22 protein-coding genes are annotated in these 19,703 nt (G+C 69.3%); 16 read left to right on the forward strand and 6 right to left on the reverse strand.

Annotation, left to right across the window (positions count from 1 at the left end; all coding sequences use genetic code 11):
* Window positions 1–377: DUF5984 family protein (locus LDL48_RS22900; RefSeq protein WP_225257255.1), on the reverse strand; the 377-nt coding region annotated here is incomplete at its 3' end.
* A gap of 146 nt (window positions 378–523) precedes the next feature.
* Here LDL48_RS22900 and LDL48_RS22905 point away from each other — a divergent pair.
* Window positions 524–1,186: a DUF2625 family protein gene (locus LDL48_RS22905; protein WP_225257256.1), complete on the forward strand. Its 663-nt coding sequence runs from the start codon at window positions 524–526 to the stop codon at window positions 1,184–1,186.
* 265 nt (window positions 1,187–1,451) lie between these two features.
* Complete coding sequence (locus tag LDL48_RS22910) at window positions 1,452–1,781, forward strand: nucleoside triphosphate pyrophosphohydrolase family protein (RefSeq protein ID WP_225257257.1); 330 nt, start codon at window positions 1,452–1,454, stop codon at window positions 1,779–1,781.
* Window positions 1,782–1,849: 68 nt separating this feature from the next.
* Here LDL48_RS22910 and LDL48_RS45105 read toward each other — a convergent pair whose 3' ends face one another.
* The gene (locus LDL48_RS45105) at window positions 1,850–2,218 is read right to left on the reverse strand and encodes an IS3 family transposase (protein ID WP_372472189.1); all 369 of its coding nucleotides are present in this window, start codon (window positions 2,216–2,218) and stop codon (window positions 1,850–1,852) included.
* Window positions 2,215–2,841, reverse strand: a complete 627-nt coding sequence (locus LDL48_RS22920; RefSeq protein ID WP_225257258.1) for a class I SAM-dependent DNA methyltransferase — start codon at window positions 2,839–2,841, stop codon at window positions 2,215–2,217. The genes LDL48_RS45105 and LDL48_RS22920 overlap by 4 nt, the downstream gene beginning before the upstream one ends.
* A gap of 822 nt (window positions 2,842–3,663) precedes the next feature.
* Here LDL48_RS22920 and LDL48_RS22925 point away from each other — a divergent pair.
* The 12 genes from LDL48_RS22925 (at window position 3,664) to LDL48_RS22980 (ending at window position 14,211) form a co-directional block, all read left to right on the forward strand.
* Window positions 3,664–4,473, forward strand: a complete 810-nt coding sequence (locus LDL48_RS22925) for a hypothetical protein (RefSeq protein ID WP_225257259.1) — start codon at window positions 3,664–3,666, stop codon at window positions 4,471–4,473.
* On the forward strand, window positions 4,470–5,528 hold the full coding sequence (locus tag LDL48_RS22930; protein ID WP_225257260.1) for a WD40 repeat domain-containing protein: 1,059 nt from the start codon (window positions 4,470–4,472) through the stop codon (window positions 5,526–5,528). Before LDL48_RS22925 ends, LDL48_RS22930 begins: the two co-directional genes overlap by 4 nt.
* Before the next feature lie 164 nt (window positions 5,529–5,692).
* Window positions 5,693–6,271 (forward strand): RNA polymerase sigma factor, encoded by a 579-nt coding sequence (locus LDL48_RS22935; protein WP_225257261.1) that lies wholly within the window; start codon window positions 5,693–5,695, stop codon window positions 6,269–6,271.
* A 1-nt stretch (window position 6,272) separates the two neighbouring features.
* Window positions 6,273–7,244 carry a CU044_5270 family protein gene (locus LDL48_RS22940; RefSeq protein ID WP_225257262.1) on the forward strand — a complete coding sequence of 324 codons (972 nt, stop codon included), beginning with the start codon at window positions 6,273–6,275 and terminating at the stop codon, window positions 7,242–7,244.
* A complete protein-coding gene (locus LDL48_RS22945; RefSeq protein WP_225257263.1) occupies window positions 7,241–9,106 on the forward strand; it encodes a hypothetical protein in 1,866 nt (621 codons plus the stop codon). The genes LDL48_RS22940 and LDL48_RS22945 overlap by 4 nt, the downstream gene beginning before the upstream one ends.
* 28 nt (window positions 9,107–9,134) lie before the next feature.
* Entirely contained in the window at window positions 9,135–10,145 is a 1,011-nt protein-coding gene (locus LDL48_RS22950; protein WP_225257264.1) for a DUF6461 domain-containing protein, read from the forward strand.
* Between the two features lie 137 nt (window positions 10,146–10,282).
* A complete protein-coding gene (locus tag LDL48_RS22955; RefSeq protein WP_225257265.1) occupies window positions 10,283–10,591 on the forward strand; it encodes a hypothetical protein in 309 nt (102 codons plus the stop codon).
* A complete protein-coding gene (locus tag LDL48_RS22960) occupies window positions 10,592–11,524 on the forward strand; it encodes an MFS transporter (RefSeq protein ID WP_225257266.1) in 933 nt (310 codons plus the stop codon).
* A gap of 319 nt (window positions 11,525–11,843) precedes the next feature.
* The gene (locus LDL48_RS22965; protein WP_225257267.1) at window positions 11,844–12,434 is read left to right on the forward strand and encodes a DinB family protein; all 591 of its coding nucleotides are present in this window, start codon (window positions 11,844–11,846) and stop codon (window positions 12,432–12,434) included.
* Between the two features lie 319 nt (window positions 12,435–12,753).
* Window positions 12,754–13,188 (forward strand): aromatic ring-opening dioxygenase LigA, encoded by a 435-nt coding sequence (locus LDL48_RS22970; protein WP_225257268.1) that lies wholly within the window; start codon window positions 12,754–12,756, stop codon window positions 13,186–13,188.
* A 101-nt stretch (window positions 13,189–13,289) separates the two neighbouring features.
* On the forward strand, window positions 13,290–13,820 hold the full coding sequence (locus tag LDL48_RS22975) for a hypothetical protein (RefSeq protein ID WP_225257269.1): 531 nt from the start codon (window positions 13,290–13,292) through the stop codon (window positions 13,818–13,820).
* A gap of 4 nt (window positions 13,821–13,824) precedes the next feature.
* The gene (locus LDL48_RS22980; protein WP_225257270.1) at window positions 13,825–14,211 is read left to right on the forward strand and encodes a SpoIIAA family protein; all 387 of its coding nucleotides are present in this window, start codon (window positions 13,825–13,827) and stop codon (window positions 14,209–14,211) included.
* Window positions 14,212–14,260: 49 nt separating this feature from the next.
* Here the strand turns inward: LDL48_RS22980 and LDL48_RS22985 are convergent, their stop codons facing one another.
* Window positions 14,261–15,730, reverse strand: coding sequence for an SMI1/KNR4 family protein (locus LDL48_RS22985; RefSeq protein WP_225257271.1), 1,470 nt, complete (start codon window positions 15,728–15,730; stop codon window positions 14,261–14,263).
* Window positions 15,731–15,922: 192 nt separating this feature from the next.
* Here LDL48_RS22985 and LDL48_RS22990 point away from each other — a divergent pair, with 192 nt between their 5' ends.
* Entirely contained in the window at window positions 15,923–16,558 is a 636-nt protein-coding gene (locus tag LDL48_RS22990) for a DUF4360 domain-containing protein (protein ID WP_225257272.1), read from the forward strand.
* Between the two features lie 7 nt (window positions 16,559–16,565).
* Here LDL48_RS22990 and LDL48_RS22995 read toward each other — a convergent pair whose 3' ends face one another.
* Entirely contained in the window at window positions 16,566–17,411 is an 846-nt protein-coding gene (locus LDL48_RS22995; RefSeq protein WP_225257273.1) for a hypothetical protein, read from the reverse strand.
* Between the two features lie 188 nt (window positions 17,412–17,599).
* Window positions 17,600–18,418 carry an SDR family NAD(P)-dependent oxidoreductase gene (locus tag LDL48_RS23000; protein ID WP_225257274.1) on the reverse strand — a complete coding sequence of 273 codons (819 nt, stop codon included), beginning with the start codon at window positions 18,416–18,418 and terminating at the stop codon, window positions 17,600–17,602.
* 284 nt (window positions 18,419–18,702) lie between these two features.
* On the opposite strand from LDL48_RS23000, the gene LDL48_RS23005 reads away from it, so the two are divergent.
* Entirely contained in the window at window positions 18,703–19,536 is an 834-nt protein-coding gene (locus LDL48_RS23005) for a hypothetical protein (protein ID WP_225257275.1), read from the forward strand.
* Window positions 19,537–19,703 lie beyond the last annotated feature (167 nt).

The following is a 19,703-nucleotide window of genomic DNA, read 5'->3' on the forward strand; positions in this document are numbered from 1 at the left end:
TAGCCGAGATCCAAGGCGTAGTCGCTCTGGATCTCAAAGGCAGCGTCCACGTCGTCACCGACGTCGTCTTCATCCGGGAACCCGCGGGGCAGAAAGGTCCCATCGACAAACGGGACCAAGTCCTCAGGCACAGGCTCTTGCAGCGCCCAACGCAGCCCGATGACGTCCTCCCACAGGCGGGCGACGTAGTAATCGGGATGCCTCCGCTCGAGATTCCAGTGGCGGACGGCCTCGTCGCGATAGCGCAGGAACTCGCAGTTCTGACCTCTTATCCAGTACCAGCCGCTGGTCAACCCAAACCAGTGCAGCGTCAGCTTGTCGCCGCCCCACGGCGGCACCTCAGCGTTAGGCCGAAGCTCGAACTCGAACTGAAACATCGACCACCCTCGAGACTGCAAATTTCGGACATCGGTCGGGGTCACGCGCCGGAGTTCCCCGTGATCAGCTCGATAGATTTTGGCATCCTCATCTGCCGCGAAGCGTGCGCGAGGGCGCCGGAGTCTGCGGTCGGTAAGGTGCCGCTGTGCGTTCACTGAGCGAGCTGGTCGAGTCGCAGGATTCCGCGTGGCCCGAGGTCGAGGCTGCTGTCGCTGGGGCTCCGTATCCGGTCGTCGTACTCGCCGTTGACTCTCAGCGTGCCGACGAGGAGCTATTGCGTGTGCAGGTGACAACGCGGTCGTGGCTCGGTGCCGTGGTGCATCGCAGCGGTGGCCTAGTGCTCGATCACGGGTGGCTGCGGGTTCTGGGGTCGGGCAACGAGGAGTACCGGCTCGCCAGTCTCGGCGAGATTAACGACTTTGCCGGCGCCGTTGTGGTGGCCCGGGATGTCCTGGGTGGTCAGTTCGCATGGCGGGTGAACGCTGCAGGTGGACCGACGATCTGGTACCTCGCCCCGGATACGTTGCGCTGGGAGAACTGCGAGCTGGGTTACGGCGGCTGGCTTGCTGCCATGATCGGCGGCGGGACGACGGCGTTCTACCAGCATTTGCGATGGCCGGGATGGGTGCACGAGACGGAAACGTGCCAACTCGACCACGCTATCGACGTGTTTCCCCCGCTGTGGACGAGAGAAGGCAAGGACATCAGCGCGGCGTCCCGCCGCGTGGTGCCGATGTCTGAGGCAATGTCTCGGATCGGCGTCACCCGGGGTCGCGGGGACGCCGGCAACGACCACAGAGTTCACTGAGCTGCCGCTGTTGTCGTCTGCCAGTTGCTACTCAGATGTGGTCGCAGTATGCGTTGCACCGTCGGCCGAGGGAATGGGCGAGATCTCGAAGAACGCTCGACTTCCTCAGAGGTGGGCGGGGTGATCGCAGCTCCGCCAGCGATGTGCTCACCAACCTCGTACAGCGTGACGTACAGGTCCTCGGCCGACGGTGGACAGCGATGGCCGGCCCAGGGCTGCCGCGCCGCGCTCAGGTCGCAGGAAGGGTTGGCAATAATGGTCCGTCATGGACCTGGACGAGTACCAGCGCGGAGCCGTACGAACCGCTGCTCCACGCGACGAGAGGAACGAGCTGCTCCACCTGGTCCTCGGACTCGTTGGCGAATCCGGTGAGATCGCCGAGAAGTTCAAGAAGTGGATCCGTGACCTCAATAGCGACGAGTCTCTGATCGATCGCGGCGACATCACCAAAGAACTTGGCGACGTGCTCTGGTACGTCGCGGCGCTCGCCGATTACCTCGACCTGTCGCTCGACGACATCGCGACGACCAATCTGGCCAAGTTGGCCAGCCGCCACGACCGCGGCGTGCTGAAAGGCAGTGGCGACAACCGCTGAACCCGGGAATCTGCCATCCGGACAATCCCAGCCTCGGCCCGGGCGCACATCGACGCACAAACCTCTGCCTAGGACAAAGTTACTGGCCTGCGGACACATCTCGATGACCAAAGACATCGAGATCGGCCGGGCAGAAGGCCGGTGACCTGCCGACGGCGGGGATTGCTGCCGCGGATCCCGGCAGCTTGCATGCGGCGGGCGATGCGTTCACGGCCATGCTTGAGGTCGGCGTCAGCGAGTTCGGCGTGTATCCGCGGCGCCCCGTACGTGCCGTTCGAAGCCGTTGCACCTGGCGGACCGTGACGGTGAGCTCGACCTGTCGAGCTGGGGGCGGCGAAGGATCGACCGGGGGCCCCGCGAGGTGGCGTAACGGTGTCCGGATCTCCCGCCGACCGCGCGCCGGTCGGCGCCGCCGCCTCGCCGGCGCCGGTGCTCAGCCGAGTTTGCGAGCGATGAGGAACGCCACCACCATGCCCGGGCGCTCCTCCACGTCGAAGACGGCGTTCAGCACCATGCGGAACCCGGCGCCGGTGAGCATCGCGGCGACCGTCTCCGGACGCCGCCGGTACAGCGTCAGGTCGACCTCATGCCCCCACGCCTCGGCAATCGGTTTGGGCCCGTCGCCGACTTGGAACGCCAGCAGCAGCGGCGCGCCGGCGGTCAGTACCTGGTGGAACCCGCCCAGCACCGCCGGGAGCTCCGCGTCCGGGATGTGGATGATCGACAGGTACGCGATCAGCCCTCCCAGGCTGCCGTCCGGGTGATCGAGCGCGGTCATCGATCCGACATCGAACCGCAGCCCCGGATGGTTGGACCGGGCCTGCGCCACCATGCCCGGCGACAGATCGACCCCGGACACCTCCAGGCCCTGCTGGTGCAGATACGCGGTCACGTGCCCCGGCCCGCATCCCGCGTCGAGGGCCGGGCCGGACGCCAACTCCGCGAACAAGGTCAGCATGGCCCGCTCGACCGGCTGCCGCACCAGATCACCGTCGGCCAGCGCCGAGTAGCTGGCGGCCACCGTGTCGTACGACGCCCGCGTCCTGTCAAGATCATTCATGGTGGGAACCTATCCGCCGCTGCCGAGCCCCGGCGAGCGGCTGCCCCACCGTCTGGCCCGCATTGCCCGCCGGCCTTCCCGGTAATGCCGCATGCTCGTCCGCAGCCAGCGCAGGTGCGCGCAGCTCCGCCAGGGGTGGCCATCCGAGCCGCGTCTTGGACAACCCAAGCGGTACCGGGGCTCACCTCGTTCCTCGGCGCATGCTCAACTGCCGAGCTGAGTGCACTCGATCATGCCAAGAGGAAAAGGTGATTGATTCACCGGCTGGCCATAGGGTCCAAGATTCCTTTGTCCGAAACCCGGTCTACCGAGGTTGAAGTGCGCTCAATCTATTGCCAGCGATTGCAAGGTTTCGGGTCTGCCGGTGCGCAGATGGTGAGGGTGACGTCGAAGGTTTTGCGGTAGGCGATTCCTGCGGTGCGGTACCGAGTGTTGCAGCATGGGCGCACGGTGCCGCCAACCGTGCCCTTGTCTGGCCGCAGACAGTACGGCGCGCAGCGATCGGGTCAGCAGAGCCCAATCGCGGTCTGACGAAATCTGACACCTCGCGTTTGAACCCTCCACTCCCGCCGATCATCCGATCCACTGTGCGACGGCGGCGGCACTACCATCTCCTCGACGTTTGCTCCGCCGTTCACACGACCCAATGTGGAAGGTGAGTTCCGGATGAGCCCGCGCCGTCGCCGGCCAAAGTCCGCCAAGCGAGGCCCGGCCAGCACGAGGTCGGCTGACGCCATGACACCTCCCGATACTTGGCGGACGCGAACACGCCGACTGTGGAAGAACGTTGTCGACCATCGCGCCGCTGTTGCGGGGGGCCTGGTGCTCGCGCTGGTTCCGGTCGCGGTGACGTGGATCATCGCGCCCGGCCAGGAGGTGCGGTCACAGCAGGCCGTTCAGAGCGAGCAGCGGCGTCAGGCGGACAGCGGACCCCCCGTCCAGGCAACGGTGGCGTACGACTATGACGACAGCGACGGCTACACCTACGCCCTAGCCGGAACGCTGTCGGACGCCTCCGCGCGATCGCTGTCCGCCGCTCCCGTCAGCGTTGGCGCCTTCGAACACCTGGAGAACACGATCGCGCCGTACCGCCCGATCCGCATCGCGGCGCCGGACGGCGACGACGTGCCCGGCCGGACGATCACCAGGCTGAAGGCGGTGCTCCGTGGCAGGCACACCGACCCGGTGACGATCACGGAGATCAGGGCGCGGGTGGAAAGTCGCCGGGCTCCGTACGAAGGCACTCTTGTGTATGCCCCAGCAGAGGGCGAGTCGCCAACCGCGCAGGTGGGATTCGACCTCGACAGCCCGGAGCCCTATGCGCGTGTCATCAACCCGGACGGCGGGCTCGGCGAACGCTATTCCCGTGCGAAGTTCATCAGTCTTGCTCGCGGCGAGCCGATCGTGGTCACGGTTTCGGCCGTGGCGACCCGCTTCTACGAGTGGCGCCTCGACCTCACCGTGACGGACGCCGGCACATCGCGTGTCGTGACGGTGGGCATCGGGCCGGAGCCGGTCCGCAGCACAGGACTAACCGATACGTACAAGAGTCTTTACGCCTACCGGCAGGAGCCGCCACCGCCTCGCTTCGTCGGTGTTCCGTCAGGCCGGCTCAAGGACGCCTCAGGATGATGGTGACGATGAAAACCAAGCGACGCCGCAGATGCGGCGTTGCGGTCACGCTGTTCTGTACGCTCACCGCCTGCACTCCGGCGGCACCGACGCCATCGCCTACGCCGACCACGGAGGCGAGATACGAGTTCCAGCCCTTCCTGAAGGCATGGCCACCGTCGGGTAGCGTCCAGCGGATCATCTGGGCCGGCACCAAGATCGTTCTTGCGGCGGACGGCGATGTCTACAGCGTGCAGCCCGAAGCACCGGATCAGCCGGCGCTGCTCATGAGCACCGACAACGCCGTACTCGACCTCGTCTCCGACGAGGCCGGTGCTCTCATCGGGGTGAACACCTCGGGTTCGATCACCGTGCTGGCCGCGGATGGATCGACCGTCCGCCGTCGTACCATCGGCCTCGCCGAGGTAAGCGGCCTGTTCATGGACTCCGACGGGACGAGGCTGGCGGAGTTCGGCGACTCGCTGGCGGTGACCGACGCGCGGTCGGGCCGATCTGTGGCGCGGGGTGAACTGCCCGGGGACGAGTGGCCGAGGTACTTCTGGGAGGCCGGGTCGCCGACCAGGTTGATGGGCTTTCCCGGACACCCACCCGGCCGAGAGAACAGCATCGACGTCTGGACCGTAACCGACAACCGCCTCAGCGTTGAACGGCAGTTCTGCGGGTGCGACCCGATCCGCGCCCGATTCAACGCCTCCGGCAGCCGGATCGCGCTCGCCGGCGACGACGGGTTGGTGACCCTATGGGACACCGCCCGAGGTGCTGCGGTCGCCTCCCAGAGGGTCGCACGTCCCGCACACGACCGGGTCGAGCCGTTGGCCGTGCTGGGTGACGCCACCGTGTTGTACCAGTCGTCACGATCGGCCGCGTCGGGAACGACCGCCTACGACGACCTGATGCGATGGCACGTCGGCACGGGAAAGGTCGACTCTGTCTGGGGTTGCGGTCCTCGCTGCTTCGTGTCCACGATCGCGGTCAGCCCGGACGGGCGCCGGATGGTGGTCCTGGGCGGCAGCCCGAGCGGTACTTCGCTCTGGCTGGCCACGCCTGTGAGCTGAGTCGACGCCAGCGGTGGTTCGCTGGCCCCGGAAGTGCTCGGCATGCTGCTCACCCTCCGATCGCGACGCCGATCCGCGCGGGCGAACTGAAGTCCCGCTAACGCCTTTCCTGTGATCGGCGCCACAGCTGTGAAGAAATGGGTGCCGGCCGGAGAAGTGCAGACGTGACGATCCGACTGGACACCGGCGCGGCCGGTGCCGGCGACGATGCCGGCGCCGTGCAGCGATCGCTGCTGGCGCCGGAGCACTTCGCCGACGTGTTCGAGCGGCACTTCGCCGACGTGCACCGCTATGCGGCGCGGCGCCTCGGCGAAGCGGCGGCTGACGACATCGCCGCGGAAACGTTCCTGATCGCGTTCCGAAGACGGGACCGCTACAGGCCGGATCGCGGGCCGGTACGTGCCTGGCTGTTCGGCATCGCCGCGAACCTGATCGGCCGGCACCGCCGCGCCGAGGTGCAGGCCCTGCGTACCTGGGCCCGGGCCGGGACCGACCCGGTCAGCGGCTGCCATGCGGATCCGGTCGCCGACGGGCTCAGCGGCGGGCTGGGGCCCGGCCTGGCCGGCGTGCTGGCCCGGCTGTCCGCCGCCGACCGCGAGGTGCTGCTGCTCGTGGCGTGGGCGGAACTCAGCTACGACGAGGTCGCCACGGCGCTCCGAATCCCGCCCGGCACCGTCGCCTCCCGGCTCAACCGGGCCCGGCGCAAGGTGCGGGCGGCCCTGCAAACCCTTGACGAGGAGTGAGATGGACGAGTTGAGAGCGGTTGCGAGTCTGCGCCCGCAGCCGTCGGGGCCGGCGCCCGCCGCAGCGGCCGCCGCCCGCGCCCGGCTGGACGAAGCCGCTGCCAACGTACGAGGCGCCCGCCGGGCCCGGATCCCACTGCGCTGGCGGCTTGCCGGGGCCGGCGCGCTGTCGGCGGCCCTGGTCGCCGGGCTGGTGGCGGTCGAGGCGCTGCAGGACCCGAAGCAGGGCGGGCCGTTGTCGCCCGAGCCCGCGGCGGCGGCGCAATTGCTCGACCGGGCGGCGCGGGCGGTCACCGCGCAGCCGTACGCCGCGCCGCGCCCGGACCAGTTCGGCTACCGGGACGTGCTGATCGACGAGACCGACAGCGAGGGGCGCGTTCGCGAGCAGGCTCGGTCGTGGACTTCCGTGGGCGACGACGACGCGACGTCGACGGTATGTTCCCGGAAGGTCGCCGAACCGCCGGCGAAGTTCGACTGCGCCCACCCGCCGAGTGCCTTCGAGCCGCCCGGCGGATCGAAACCGCGGATGAACTCGTACGAGTACCTGCGTACGCTGCCCCGTGACCCGCAGAAGCTGCTCGACGCACTGAGCCAGAAGACAACGGGCATCGGTACGCGGCAAGGGGCGACCCTGATCCCCGAGCTCATAGCGGATCTCGTCGCGAACCCGTTGGCGCCACCGGATCTGCGCGCGGCGCTGTTCCGGGCGGTGGCGCTGGTGCCCGGCGTCGTGGCGGTGGACAGCGCGACCGACGCCGCCAGCCGTACCGGCACCGCGGCCGCGTGGACCGGCGACGGTATGCGGTACGAACTGATCTTCGACCGGGAGACGCACAAGTTCCTCGGTTACCGCATGGTGCTGGTCGACCCGAACCGGTACCGGGACCTGACCGGGGTTCCCGCCGGGACGGCGGTGCACAGTACCGCCCTGCTCGCCGGCGGCATCGTCGACAAGTCCGGCGACCTCCCGTGACCGCCAGTACCGGTCGGTCCTTCCGCCTGCCAGGCGTCGGCGCGGCCGCACTGGCGCTGGCCGCGACCGGCGTCGTTACGGCGGCCACGGCCGGCGCCGAGACCACCGTCCCGGCGGACCGGGTTTCAGCCGCGGAGCCCGATCCCCGGCACTGGCAGCGAGGACGCGCCAGGCCCACCGCGTCGGCGGCCAAGCGGTCGGCCGCCGACGCCGCCACCCTCACGGTGTCCGTCCGGGACCGGGCCGGTGCGGCGCCCAGCACCGGCCACGCCGGCCACGCGCTCGCCTTCGACCTGGCCACCGGTGCGCTCACCGTGGTGTTCCTGACCGACGGCGCGGGGACGGCCGCGGTCGCGCCTGGCTCGTACCTCGTGCAGGCGTTCGTCGAGACCGTCGAACCCGACGGCGAGACCTCACTGAGCATGCCGGCGCGCAGCCGGGTGCGGGTCGCCGGCAACACCCGCACGGCGCTCGACGGGCGCACCACCGTGCCGGTCGGCGTGGCCGTCGACCGCGCGGGCGCCCGGCTCCTGGGCGGAACCGTGCAGGTCACGATGGGCACGCCCGGGGAGCAGATCTGGTACGCCGCCGACTTCGACTACTCCGGTGGCGTGTACGTGCAGCCCACCGGCCCGGTCCCCGGACTGAATCTCGACGTGTACGGGAGGTTCAGCGACCAGGGCGCCCCGGTCAGCCGGTACCTCTATGCCGTGACGTTCCGCTCGGTCGGCGGGATTCCGCGGCGGCCGGCGTATGCGGCGCGCACCCGGGACCTCGCAGCGCTGACCGTACGGTTCAGCGGCCTGGACCGCCCCGGTTGCGGGCGCTTCGGGGTGAGCGGCCGGGTTCCGGGCCTACCGGTCGGCCTCGGCGGCTCGGTCACGTTGGGTGCCGTACCCGGCTCCTACCGGGCGTATTTCACCCCCGGCACGGACGTAGCCTGGCAGCTCAACGGCGAGGTTCTGCCTTCGGACTGCGCCGCTACGCCGGGCGGTGACTTCTTCGCCCTGCCCGGGCAGCGTTTCCCGGCTGCCGGGGCGTTCGACGTGTCTTTCGGCCGGGCGCCGCTGGGTCCCACGTTCGGCAACCGCTCGGCCGCCGAGCGGGAGGGCGACCTCCTGTGGATTCAGGTCCCGATGTACTCGGACGGCGGCGTGGGCCGGGGCGGCAGGACGGCGCTGTCCTTCGAGGACTACCCGTACACCACCGGACGCACCGTGCTGTCCGGCGCGGACGGCTCGGTGCTCGGGACGAGCGACCGCACCGGATTCGGCGCCTTCGAGGTAGGCCCGAAGCCCGCGCGATATGAGCTGACCACGGAGTCGACCCGGGACGCACCCTGGTCCGGGCTGTCCGCCGAGCAGCGCACCTCGTGGACCTTCGCCTCGCAGAACGCCGCAGGTGTGACGCCGCTGCCGCTGCTCGCCGTCCGCTACGACATGGCGCTCGACGACCTGAACCGGGCGCCGGCCGGGCCGTTCACCTTCGGCGTCTTTGCCGAGCAGAACGGCGCCGCGGCGGCACCGCAGGTGGCCGCATTGACGGTGGAGGCGTCCTTCGACGACGGCAAGAGCTGGCAGTGGGTCACAGTGGAGCCCGACGCGGGTCGGTGGGTGGCCAAACTCCACCACCCGGCCGGCGGCGGCTACGTGTCGCTGCGCGCCACTGCCGCCGACCGGGCCGGGAACACCGTCGAGCAGACCACGGTCCGGGCGTATGCCGTACAGAATCAGCCGGCCTCCGCGCGCGGGCGGAACCTGCCTGGGATCTGCTGGGCGGCTTCCGCGTTCCGCGGGCCAGCGACGGTGATCGTCCCGAGGGTGAAGAAACCGCTGGTCATGGCGGTGTCTCGGATACGGTGAGTGGGTGGAGGAGCACTATGAGCGGCTGTTGTCGGCGCAGGGGTGGGACTCGGTAGCGTTGTGCTTCACGTACGCCAAGGGTCTCGATGAAGCAGCGCTGATCACGGCGTTCGGCGGGGATCCTTCGGCGACGATGCCGCAGGCGGAGCTGTTCGAGACGCTGGCCGGTTTCCACTACAGCAGGGTGCCGGCAGCGCTGCTGGTCGCTGACCTGGGTGGCTGGTGTGTGGGTATTGAGCCCAACGGCTACCAGGGCAGCCGGCCCGAGGTGCTGCGCCGTGCTGCGGTCGGCGGGGCGGCGGTGAGTGTGTACTGGAACGTCAACGCAACCAACGCGTTCAGTTATGCGACCGGTGGCCGTACCGTCGTCGGCTTCGACATGCTGGACCCACAGTCGCCGTATGGTGCGGACCCGCACATCCTGGACGCGGAGATGGCCGATCTGCGGTTCGGCGGCGAGATCTTCGAGTCGTACGTGGCAGGGCTGGTGCTGGCGGAGCGGGTGACCGGGGTCCGGCTGCCGGCCGACCTGCCGCAACGCGAGCTCGTCGGCGCTGTGCTGAAGAAGGTTCCGGAGGACCTCGTCCCGGAGCACGGGGCCGGTCACCCGGCGTTGGGCGATCCCTTTGTCCAGCAGGTGCTGGCCGTGCCGACCGCGGACAAGCTGCGGGCGATCGACGGTTTCCTGGCCCGGCTTGTGGCCGAGGACTCGGGTGTCATCGAGGAACCGGTGATCCGGGCGAGTGTCGAGGCGTTCCGCGACGGGGAACTGGCAGCGGGCCTGCGCGACGCGCTCCTGGCGGTACAGGAACGCTACCGGGCCACACACCGCGCCACGCTGCAGCTTCCTGTGGCCGATCGGGGCAATGCGCTGGAACTCCTCCACGCGGTGCAGGATGTCGTCGCGGCTCTGCTGCCTGACCAGCGCAGGCTCGGCCGCGACTCCGTCCGCTACCGCAGCTACCAGCTTCGAGACACCGGCCGGAGCCTCCAAGCCTACGTATTGGAGCAGTGCGCCGTCCGCGCGAAATACCCCTGATCGGCGGAGCCCCGATCGTGGGCGGCGGAAGCGTTCCGCGCGGGGGATGGTGCGGGACTGAACAGCCATCCCGCCTTCCAGGCGCGCTCAGCGAATTGTGATGATCACGGTCTCTGCTGGAGCACTAGAGTAAGGGAATGTCGGCGGATAAGCCCCTTACCCTGTGGGCGGGGCGCGTGGCAGCGCTACTGGGCATCGTGCTCGTCGCGCTCACCCTGCGCCAGACGGTTGCGGTGATGTCGCCGATCCTCGACAACATCCGGGTGGACGTCCCGATCTCGGACATCGGCGCGGGGCTGCTCGGCACGTTGCCACCGATCCTGCTGGCGGTGTCGGGGGTCGTCGCGCCGCGCATCGCCCGCGGCATCGGCCTGCACGGCGGCATCGTGCTGGCGCTGCTGCTCATGACCTTCGGCCATCTCGTGCGCGCGGCCGCTCCGGGCTAGGTGGTGCTGCTGGTCGGCAGCGTCGTCGCGCTTGCCGGCACGGGCATCGGCAATGTGCTGTTGCCGCCGATCGTGCGGCGCTACTTCCCCGACCGGACAGCGTCGCTGACCGCCGTCTACGTCTGCATCCTGGGCGTGAGCACGGCCCTGCCGGCCGCGGTCGCCGCCCCGGTCGCCGAGCAGGTCGGATGGCGGTTCTCGCTCGGCATCTGGGCGGTGACCGCGGTGGTCGCGCTCGTTCCGTGGCTCGTCATCATCACGCGGGAGCGCCGCCGACGACTCTCAGATGCCGACGCCGTCGAGTCCCCGCCCACCACCATCATCACGCGACTGTGGCGGTCCCGCGTGGCCCTGTCGATCACCGTCGTGTTTTCGACCAGCACGATCCTTACCTACGCGTGTTTCGCCTGGCTGCCCGAGATCCTCGGCGACATCGCCGGCTCGACACCGGCCGAAGCCGGCGTGCTGCTCGCCGTCACCGGCATCATCAGCGCGCCCATCGCGCTCATCGCGCCTCTGCTCGTCGCACGGCTGCGCGATGTCAGCCGACTGATCGCCGCCGGCATCGCCAGCTTCGTGCTCGGCTACCTCGGCCTGCTGCTGGCGCCCGCGACACTCACACTGCTCTGGGTACTGCTCATCGGCTCGGGGTCGATCCTGTTCCCGGTCAGCCTCGTTCTCATCAACCTACGCACCCGAACCCAGGGCGGCACCATCGCGCTGAGCGGATTCGCCCAGGGGATCGCGTACGCGCTCGGCGCGCTCGGTCCCCTGCTCGTCGGGCTGCTGCACGACGTGAGCGGCGGGTGGACCCTGCCTCTGCTGTTTCTGCTCGCCGTCGCCCTCGTGGCGGCGATCCCGGCGTTCACGCTGGCCAAGCCCACGTTCGTCGAGGACGAGCTCGCCCGCTCGTACTCCAGCCGAGGATCGTGATCACGGTTCGACGAGCGCCTTCTCGTCTTCTCGAGCGAGATGCTGCTGTGGTGCATCGGCCGCCGCTACCGGGCAAACTTCCGGCGATCCGAGCTGGTTCTGCGAGGCCTGGGTAATGTTCGCCGGCCCATGGAGTCAACGGTCAGGAAACGCGCCTTGCCGCGGGCAGATCCGGGTGAGCCATCGTCGTCGCTGTGGTCTTCCCGCTTGAAGAGTTGGAGCCGGCGGTCCGGGGACGAGCAGGTACCTGGGCGGCGGGGCGTTCGGCGGGCCGAGGCGCGGGCTGAACTGTTCGGCCGTATGCGGCAGGCTGGCGGGCATGGCTGACATGGGTGATCCGAAGACCGTGCTGCACCACTACCTTCAGGCGACTCGCGAGGACCTGATCTGGAAGCTCGACGGGCTGAGCGAACGCGATGCCCGGCTGCCCCGCACGTCGACCGGCAACAATCTGCTCGGAGTCGTGAAGCACTGCCTCAATATCGAGGCCGGCTACTTCGGCCCCACCTTCGGGCGTGAGTTCCCGACGCCCGAGGACCTGGTCCCGACGGCCGCGTTCGACGAGGACCCGCAGGCGGACTGGTATGCGCGAGAGGACGAGACGAAGGACGGGCTGATCGACCTCTACCGTCGCGTCGGGGCCTTCGCGGACCAGACGATCGAGCAGCTACCGCTCGACGCGCCCGGGCGGGTGCCGTGGTGGCGGCCCGGCGGGCAGGACGTGACCCTGCAACGCATCATCGTCCACGTGATCTACGACCTCACCCGCCACGCGGGCCAGGCCGACATCATGCGCGAGCAGCACGACGGGTCGATCGGCTGGCAGCGGGGAAGCTCCAACGTTCCCGACGGCTACGACTGGCCCGCGTATGTCTCCAAGCTCACCGCGCTTGCCGACCGGTTCCAGTAGGGGTTTGGCCGGCGGCCGGAACAGCCGATCCTCACCCGCGGCATGATGGTCTGGCTGGCGACCGTCGGGATCGTCGTCGGAGCGTCATCGGGTGGGCCGAACGGTCCTACTCGGCGGAGGTCGCCCACACCATGGGCGTCGTGACGTTCTCCCTGTTCGCGCTGTTCTTCTCGATCGCCGCCAAGGACGAGCGACGGAGGTTCGCCGTGCGCCCTCGGCGCCGGCTCACCGGCACACCCGCGTGGAAGGGGAGCCGCCCACCGTCTTCTCACTCGACGTGGATGATGACGGCCGGCGCTCCCGTCGGAAACCTGGAGCCATGGCACGCAGTGAGCGCCGGGCAGGCGCGGTTCCCATCCTCGGGTTGTTGGTGATGATCGCCGGTGCGGTTCTCGTCGTGGCCGGCGTGATCACCTACGGCGTCGTCAGCGCCACCCTGGCCGACCAGAACATCACCGTGTCGGACGACGCCGAGTACTTCGCGGGACAGCACGTCACGCAGCCGTGGGAGGCGTACGCCCAGGCCGACGTGATCGCGAAGCACGCCGGTGAGATGGCGGGCGGGAAGACGTACGCCGAGTTGCCGCGGGACGACCCGAACCGCGACTCGGTGATGGACGCGTCCTTCCTGCAGGCATCGTTGTTCACCTCGGTCGTGGCCTTCGGTGTCGCCGCGCTCGCAGCCGGGCTGGGCGTGGTGTTCGTCCTGATCGGGCTTGCTCTGCGTCGGGTGGCTGCCGCAGAGCGTGGGTAGGACGCCGACCGGACCGCAGAAGCTCATCCGCGGGGAAGGAGGCACACCCGGCGGGCCGTCCCGGCATCGTAGGCAAACGACTCCGACAGGGAGAGATGACGATGGCTGTCGACACGTTCATGGTCTACGTCGGTGTGTATCCCAGCGTTGCCGCCGCGGAGGCGGACTACGACCTGGTGAAGGATCTGCACCGCAAGGTGGGTCTGATCGACGCGTACGACGCCGCGGTTCTCGAGCGTCGACCGGGCGGGAAGACCAAGATAGTCAAGAAGCACGAGACGCCGACCCGGGTGGGCGGGGTGCTGGGCGGCGGGTTCGGTCTCGCCACCGGCCTGATCGTGGCGCTGTTCCCGTTCGCCGCGATCGGCGGCGGCCTGCTGGCGGCGACCACTGCCGGCGGAGCCGTTCTCGGGTCGCTGGCCGGCCACGCAGCGGCCGGGATGAGCCGGCGGGATCTCCAGGAACTCGGTGAGCATTTCGACACCGGAGACGCCGGCCTGGTGGTCATCGCCGTCTCCGACATGGGCGCCAAGGTGGAACGGGCGATGGAGCGGGCGGCCAAGGTGGAGGCCCGGCGGCTGACCGCCGACACCACCGAGATCGAGCAGGACGCCAAGTCCGCCGGGGCATGACGCCATGATCGAGGAGTTGGCCGATCTGCCGGACGGTGTTCTCGGGTTCCGGTTCGCCGGCCCGGTGAGCCGGGAGGAGTACCTCGGCGTGTTCCTCCCACCCACCAAAGCCATGCTGGACAGTGGTCGGAAGGTGCGTCTCGTCCTCGTCATCGAGAACGACTTCGGCTGGTTCCAGCCCGGGGCGTTCTGGGAGGATCTGAAGTTCGGCATCGGGCCGGGCATCGCGCACCACAGCGCCTGGGAACGGATGGCGATCGTCTCCGACGCCGACTGGATCCGCCACGCGATGAGCGTGTTCGGCTGGATGGTCCCCGGCGAAGCCCGGGCCTTCCCCGCCGCGGAGCTGGACGGGGCGACAGCGTGGGTCGCGAACCCCGAAGCTGTGTGACGCCGGGGCTACCCGACGGTGGCGACCCGGTCCGGGATCGACGGGGTGGTCACCGTCCGGTGGGGACGTCGAGGGGCGTGACGAGCCAGTCCACGCTGCCGCCGGTCCGCTGGTAGGCGCGGTAGCCGTCGAGGTACGGCTCGCCGGTCTCGAGCGCCCGCGCCGTGCCCTCGAGCAGTTCGGTGACCGAGGCCGGCCACTGCCCGAAGAACGTGCCGCCGTAGCCGGTCGTCTCGCCGACCCGGCCGCGGCCGCCGGGTCGCTGGTCGACCACCAGCTGGCTGCCGGCGGCGGTCGTCGCGAACGGCACGAAGTGACGGCTCCACGGCTGGTAGGCCCGGTCCGGCAGGGGTTTGGCGGCCCGACAGCTCAGCCCCCACTGCGCCAGGATCCGCTGCAGGCCGGCCGGGGCGTATGCCCTCGGCAGGATGGCACCCGCCCCGCCCTCCGCGGCGCCGTCGTGCCGGCGCAGCGAGGCGACCAGGTCGGGCGGAAAGGCCACCGCCATCTGCCGCTGGAGGGCCTCGATCGCCTCGGTGGCGGCCGGCGGGCGCAGGTCCGCCCGGCTCGCCGGCGCGTGCCGGGCCAGCCATGTCTCGATGCGCCGCCAGGCGGCGTCGACCCGGGCCGTGGTGGCCGCGTCCGGCGGGGTGAGGGCCGGCCGGCCCACCGGCCTGGAGCAGTCGTCCGGCGACGGTACCGGCAACGACTGGGCGCGGGCGCGTGCGTGAGCCAGGGCGCGGGCGTGGTGCTCGGCGACGGCCTCGCTCTCCGGCCCGGAGTACTGCAGGCGCGTCGGCAGGGGCCCGGCCATCCGTGGTGGGGTGTTCCGCTCGACCGTCGTCACCGCGATCCGTGCCTCGGTGGTGTGCTCCACCCAGCCGAGCCCGCAGGCCAGCACGACCAACACGACGAAGACGGCGACGAGCCCGAGGAGGATCCGCCGGCCCCTGCTCGGTTCCGGCCGGGGCTCGGGGCCGGGCGCGCCCGTGGCCCGCAGCGCCGGCGTGAACCACGACGCCGCCGTCTCTCTGTCCGGGTCGTCGGGCCGGTCCCCGGGGATGCGACCGGCCGGCGTGACCGGCAGGGCCGCCTCGTCGAGGTCGCCGACCACCACGACCGTCGTCGGGACGGTGAGCCCGCCCAGCGCGGCGAGCGCGAGCGTGGTGTGGTTGACCGGGTCGGCACCCGGGCCGGTCACCACGACCGCACCGCCGCGGGTGCGCGCCGCGAGGTCGGCGAGGGACCAGCCGCCGCGGCCGATCGGCACCAGAAGCCCGGTCGACGCCACCACCAGCACCAGATCGTGCGAGGCGGCGAGCCCTCGCACCAGCACGGCGGCGTCGCGCACCCCGGTCTTCCCCGGCGAGTGCATCACGACAGACGTCGCCACGCCGCCGGCCGAGAACCCGTCCGGCGGCGGATCGAGGGCCACCAGCGCCATCCGTACGGACGACGACGCCACCACCGCCGACGCCGCCACCCACGCGTCGACCTCGACCGAGGTTGACGCGATCATCCACGGGCCGCCGGGCGGCCATCCAGGCGAAAACACCCCGGCACCCTAGCGAAGGGCGATCCCCGCCGCTGCCCCTCGCCGGAGGTGTGGCCGGGAGTCCGTCCGCTCCGTCGCATGTGGACGAGGTGTCGCATCCGGCCGAACTTCCGTAGCCTCCATACTTAGATGTCTGTCAATGCTTGGGGGAGTGGCATGGTAGGAGCACTCACCGTCGGCGGTCTCCTGGCGTCGCTGCTGGTGGCGCCTCTGGCCGGACGGCCGGCGGATGATCCGTCGATTCCGGCAGAGCGCCTCAAGGTCACGGTGGTGACGACCAACGGCAGCGGCTGCACCGCTCCGGCGCTGATGACGGCGAGCGTTTCGGAGGACAACTCGGCGTTCACCGTGACCTTCGGCCCCGAGTACCGGGCCGGCGTCGGGACGCCGCTCCGGCCGGCGGATGCCCGCAAGAACTGCGAACTCAACGTGGTCCTGGAGCCGCCGGCGGGCTTCACGTTCGCGTTCTCCGCCAGCCGCCTGAGTGGTAGCGGCACGCTGGCGGCGGGCGCGACCGGGGCGGCGCGCTGGCACACCTACTTCGCCGGTCAATCCCAAACGACATATCGGGCCCACCGGCTCGCCGGTCCGTTCGACGGACCCTGGACCGCCGGCGCCGTCCACGCGCCCGAAGCGCTGATCTGGCATCCGTGCGGGGAACTGCGCAACGACAACTTCAGTACCGAGGTACGCGTCAGCGCCGGCACCTCGGACCCGGCGGCGACGACCAGCTTCGTCAGCCTGGAGTCCAGCACCACCGACCTGATCTGGCGTCCCTGCCCGGTCACCTGAACCAGCGTCAGCGGGTCCGGCCCGGGAAACGCCTGCCGACCGGCCGGCGGCCGCCGGCTCGCGGCCTCGGCTCGGCCGCCACGCGGGAGGAGGTCGCGGCGCGGCGGGCCTCCGCCGCCACCGTCTCGTCGGCGTCCTTCTCCAGCTCCTGGCGGATGTGCGGCGGGACGATCGAGGAGGTCGCCATCGCACGCCGTACGTCCGCCGAGCGGTCGTCGAGCAGCGAGCGGAGGTCGGTCTCGGTCAACTCCACCGCCTGAACCAGCGTGGCGCGCACCTCGGGCGACGAGTCCTGGGCCAGGGTGTGCCGCTGCTCGGGGGTGGTCCGCCGGTTGACGGCAAGCCCTCTGCGTACGCGAAGGGTCCGGTCTTGCAGCAGGGCGGAGATGGCGTCCGGGTCGCTGGTGTGACTGGCGAGCCGCGACCGGACCTCCGGGGAGGCGTCCTCGGTGAGGGCCGCTGCCAACTCGGGCTCCAGCGCCGGCATCTCCGCCAGCAGGCCGCGCAGCTCCTTGTCCGGTGCGGTCGACATCACCCGGCGTACGCGGGCGTCGCACGCCGGATTGGTCGCGACCGCCCAGCGCACCCGTCGATCCGTGTCGCCGAGGAGGCGCAGCAGGTCGCCCTGGGAGACGGCGGGATTCTGCGCGACCGTCTCGCGGACGGCGCGGTCACGGTCGCGCGCGAGATGCCGCAGCGTCTGCGTCTGCACATCGGCGCGGGCCGCAACCGCCACCCGGACCTGAGGTGACGGGTCGGAGGCGAGCTCGAAGAGGGTCTCCGGGGTGGTCGTGTGGTCCTGTGCGAGGGAGACCCGCGCATCGATGTCGCCGGTCGCGCGTTGACTGCCCATGGTCAGGATTGTCGCAGGCCGCGAGCGCCGGCTGCGCTCGCGGCCTCGAGCGGGCCCGGAGGTCAATCGTTGGCGGACCGCGCCCGCGTGCCCGCGGCGCAGGCCAGATCGCGAGCCGGGCGGTCGCCGGTGGTCGGAAAGCGGGTCACCGGGTCGGCACCGGAGCGCAGAGGTGTACGCGCCACGGATCAGCGGTACCGGCCGCTGAGCACGCCCAGGACGTCGGCGTAGCGGCCCTCGGCCTCGGCGTTGCGCTGCCACTTGACCCGCTCGACCAGGATCTGCTCGGCCTTTCCGTCCGTCTCGAGCAGGCTCATCACCTCGTCGAGGAAGTCCTCGAGGGGCATGGCCGCGTCGGAGTTCTGCTGGTTCATCAGGGTGGTCCGGGTGGCCGGCGGGACCAGCTCGATCACCTGGATGTTGCTCGTGGCGAGCTGCACGCGCAGGCTTTCGGTGAAGGAGTGGACCGCGGCCTTGGTGGCGTTGTAGGTCGGGGTCGCTGGCAGCGGCACGTAGGCCAGGCCCGAGCTGACCGTCATGACCGTCGCGGCGGGCCGGGCGAGCAGCTGCGCGTCGAGGTGCCGGGCCATCTCCGAGACCTGGCTTTTCGACAGTTGTTTGACGCCCAACCGCTCAACCAGTTTCTCCACCCGCCGGGTCGACACCCCGAGCAGATACGAGGTGGCGACCACGCTGACGAGGGCCTGCTCGGCGCGGCGGCGGTGCTGCAGCAACCAGTCCGAAAAGGTGCTGCCGGTCCGTAGTTTCGGGATCGCCAGCTCGACCGTGCCGGCCCGGGTGTCCCACTCCCGAGCCCGGTAGCCGTTACGCGAGTTGGTGCGCTCGTCGCTGCGTTCGCCGTACCCAGCCCCGCACACCGCGTCGACCTCGGCCGACATCAGCACGTCAGCGAAGGTCTTCACCATCGCCCGCAGGACATCAGGGCTCGCCGATTCCAGATGCTCGCGCAGCAACCCGGCGACGTTCAGACTCTCTTCTGCGGCCATCGCAGAGTCCTCCTTCGTGATCTTCAATCCATCCCGAAGGATCAGCGGTGGCCGCCTCTCATACCTGGAACCGCAGGTCATACACCACTTCGGTGGACGCGACCCGTGCACTACCAGACGTCCCTCACCCTCGCCGGGATTCTGCGATGGACCAAGCCATGATCCGAGAGATGCTCCCTAGCAGTCTTGGGGCGACGTCCAGACACTCGTTGTGCGATACGAAAGCGCATAATGCTGGTACCGATAGGGCAGCTCGGCGGAGGCGTGATCGTTCTGGGGGAGCCTTGAATGAGGATGATCGATTCAGGACGGCTTGGTTGTTTTTCTCGATCGGTTTGGCGCTGTCCTCCGGCGTTGCCCAGTTGGTCGCAACCGGCGTCGGCAGGATCGTCCTCGCGGCAGTTTTCCTCTCGTCAATTGCTTTACTTATCGGAAGAGTAGCGCGAGATAGGCTGTCGTTGAAAGCAAAGGTAGCCCGCGAGAGGGAGTCACTTCGGGAAGCACTGCAGTATGTTATGGAAGCGAGCGACGCGTCCTTCAGTGAAGAATTCAATCTAAATATTCATATCGGATCTTCGGATGCGGGCGACAAGGTCCGGTGCGAAGTAGTCACCATCCCGGAAGGGCCGCTGAGGTACCGATCTTTCTATCCCTTTGTCTCGAATGAGCCGAACGCTCCGGATATCGAAAATATGCGCTTTGCGGGAGAGGTGCTTTCGCCATTCGGGACAAGCGTAGAGCTCATACCGCTGCGAGCTGATCGCTGGGTGCGAGTCGCTGCGTTGTTTCGACCGGTTCTGAAGGCCCCGTGTCGCTGGGTAGTAGAGTACAGGGTGCCTGGCTTTTGGAGGCCCTTGCGGGTCAGAGGTCGGGATACATTGAAATGGTCCCTGCGGCATGAACCCTCGGGCAATGACGCGACAGTTACGGATTTCGTGATAACCTTCTTCCCGCCCTCCGGGACGATACTTCATGTCGCCGAGAGGTCGCGGCGCGGTTCCATTTCGAGTAATCTCGACTCGTCGGGTGATGCATCCACGACTTGGCGAATCAACGGTTCGAGAGCGGGCGACATCTTCTTTTTCGACGTTCTAGCGATAAAGAAGAATCCAGTTTGATATTCTAAGAGTCCCTCCTTCGCCTGAAAGCTTCTGCTCGGTTCGCCTTGGCTTTCCCGATTTAGGCCATCGGCAATTCGTTTGCGGCCATGGCGCTGTGTGAGCGTGGCCGGCCCGACTGGCACATTTCCCTCGTGGTCGCAAGGATTGTGCGGCTGGTTGACTGG

The organism is Jidongwangia harbinensis, assembly GCF_020216025.1.
Lineage (GTDB): Bacteria > Actinomycetota > Actinomycetes > Mycobacteriales > Micromonosporaceae > Actinoplanes > Actinoplanes harbinensis.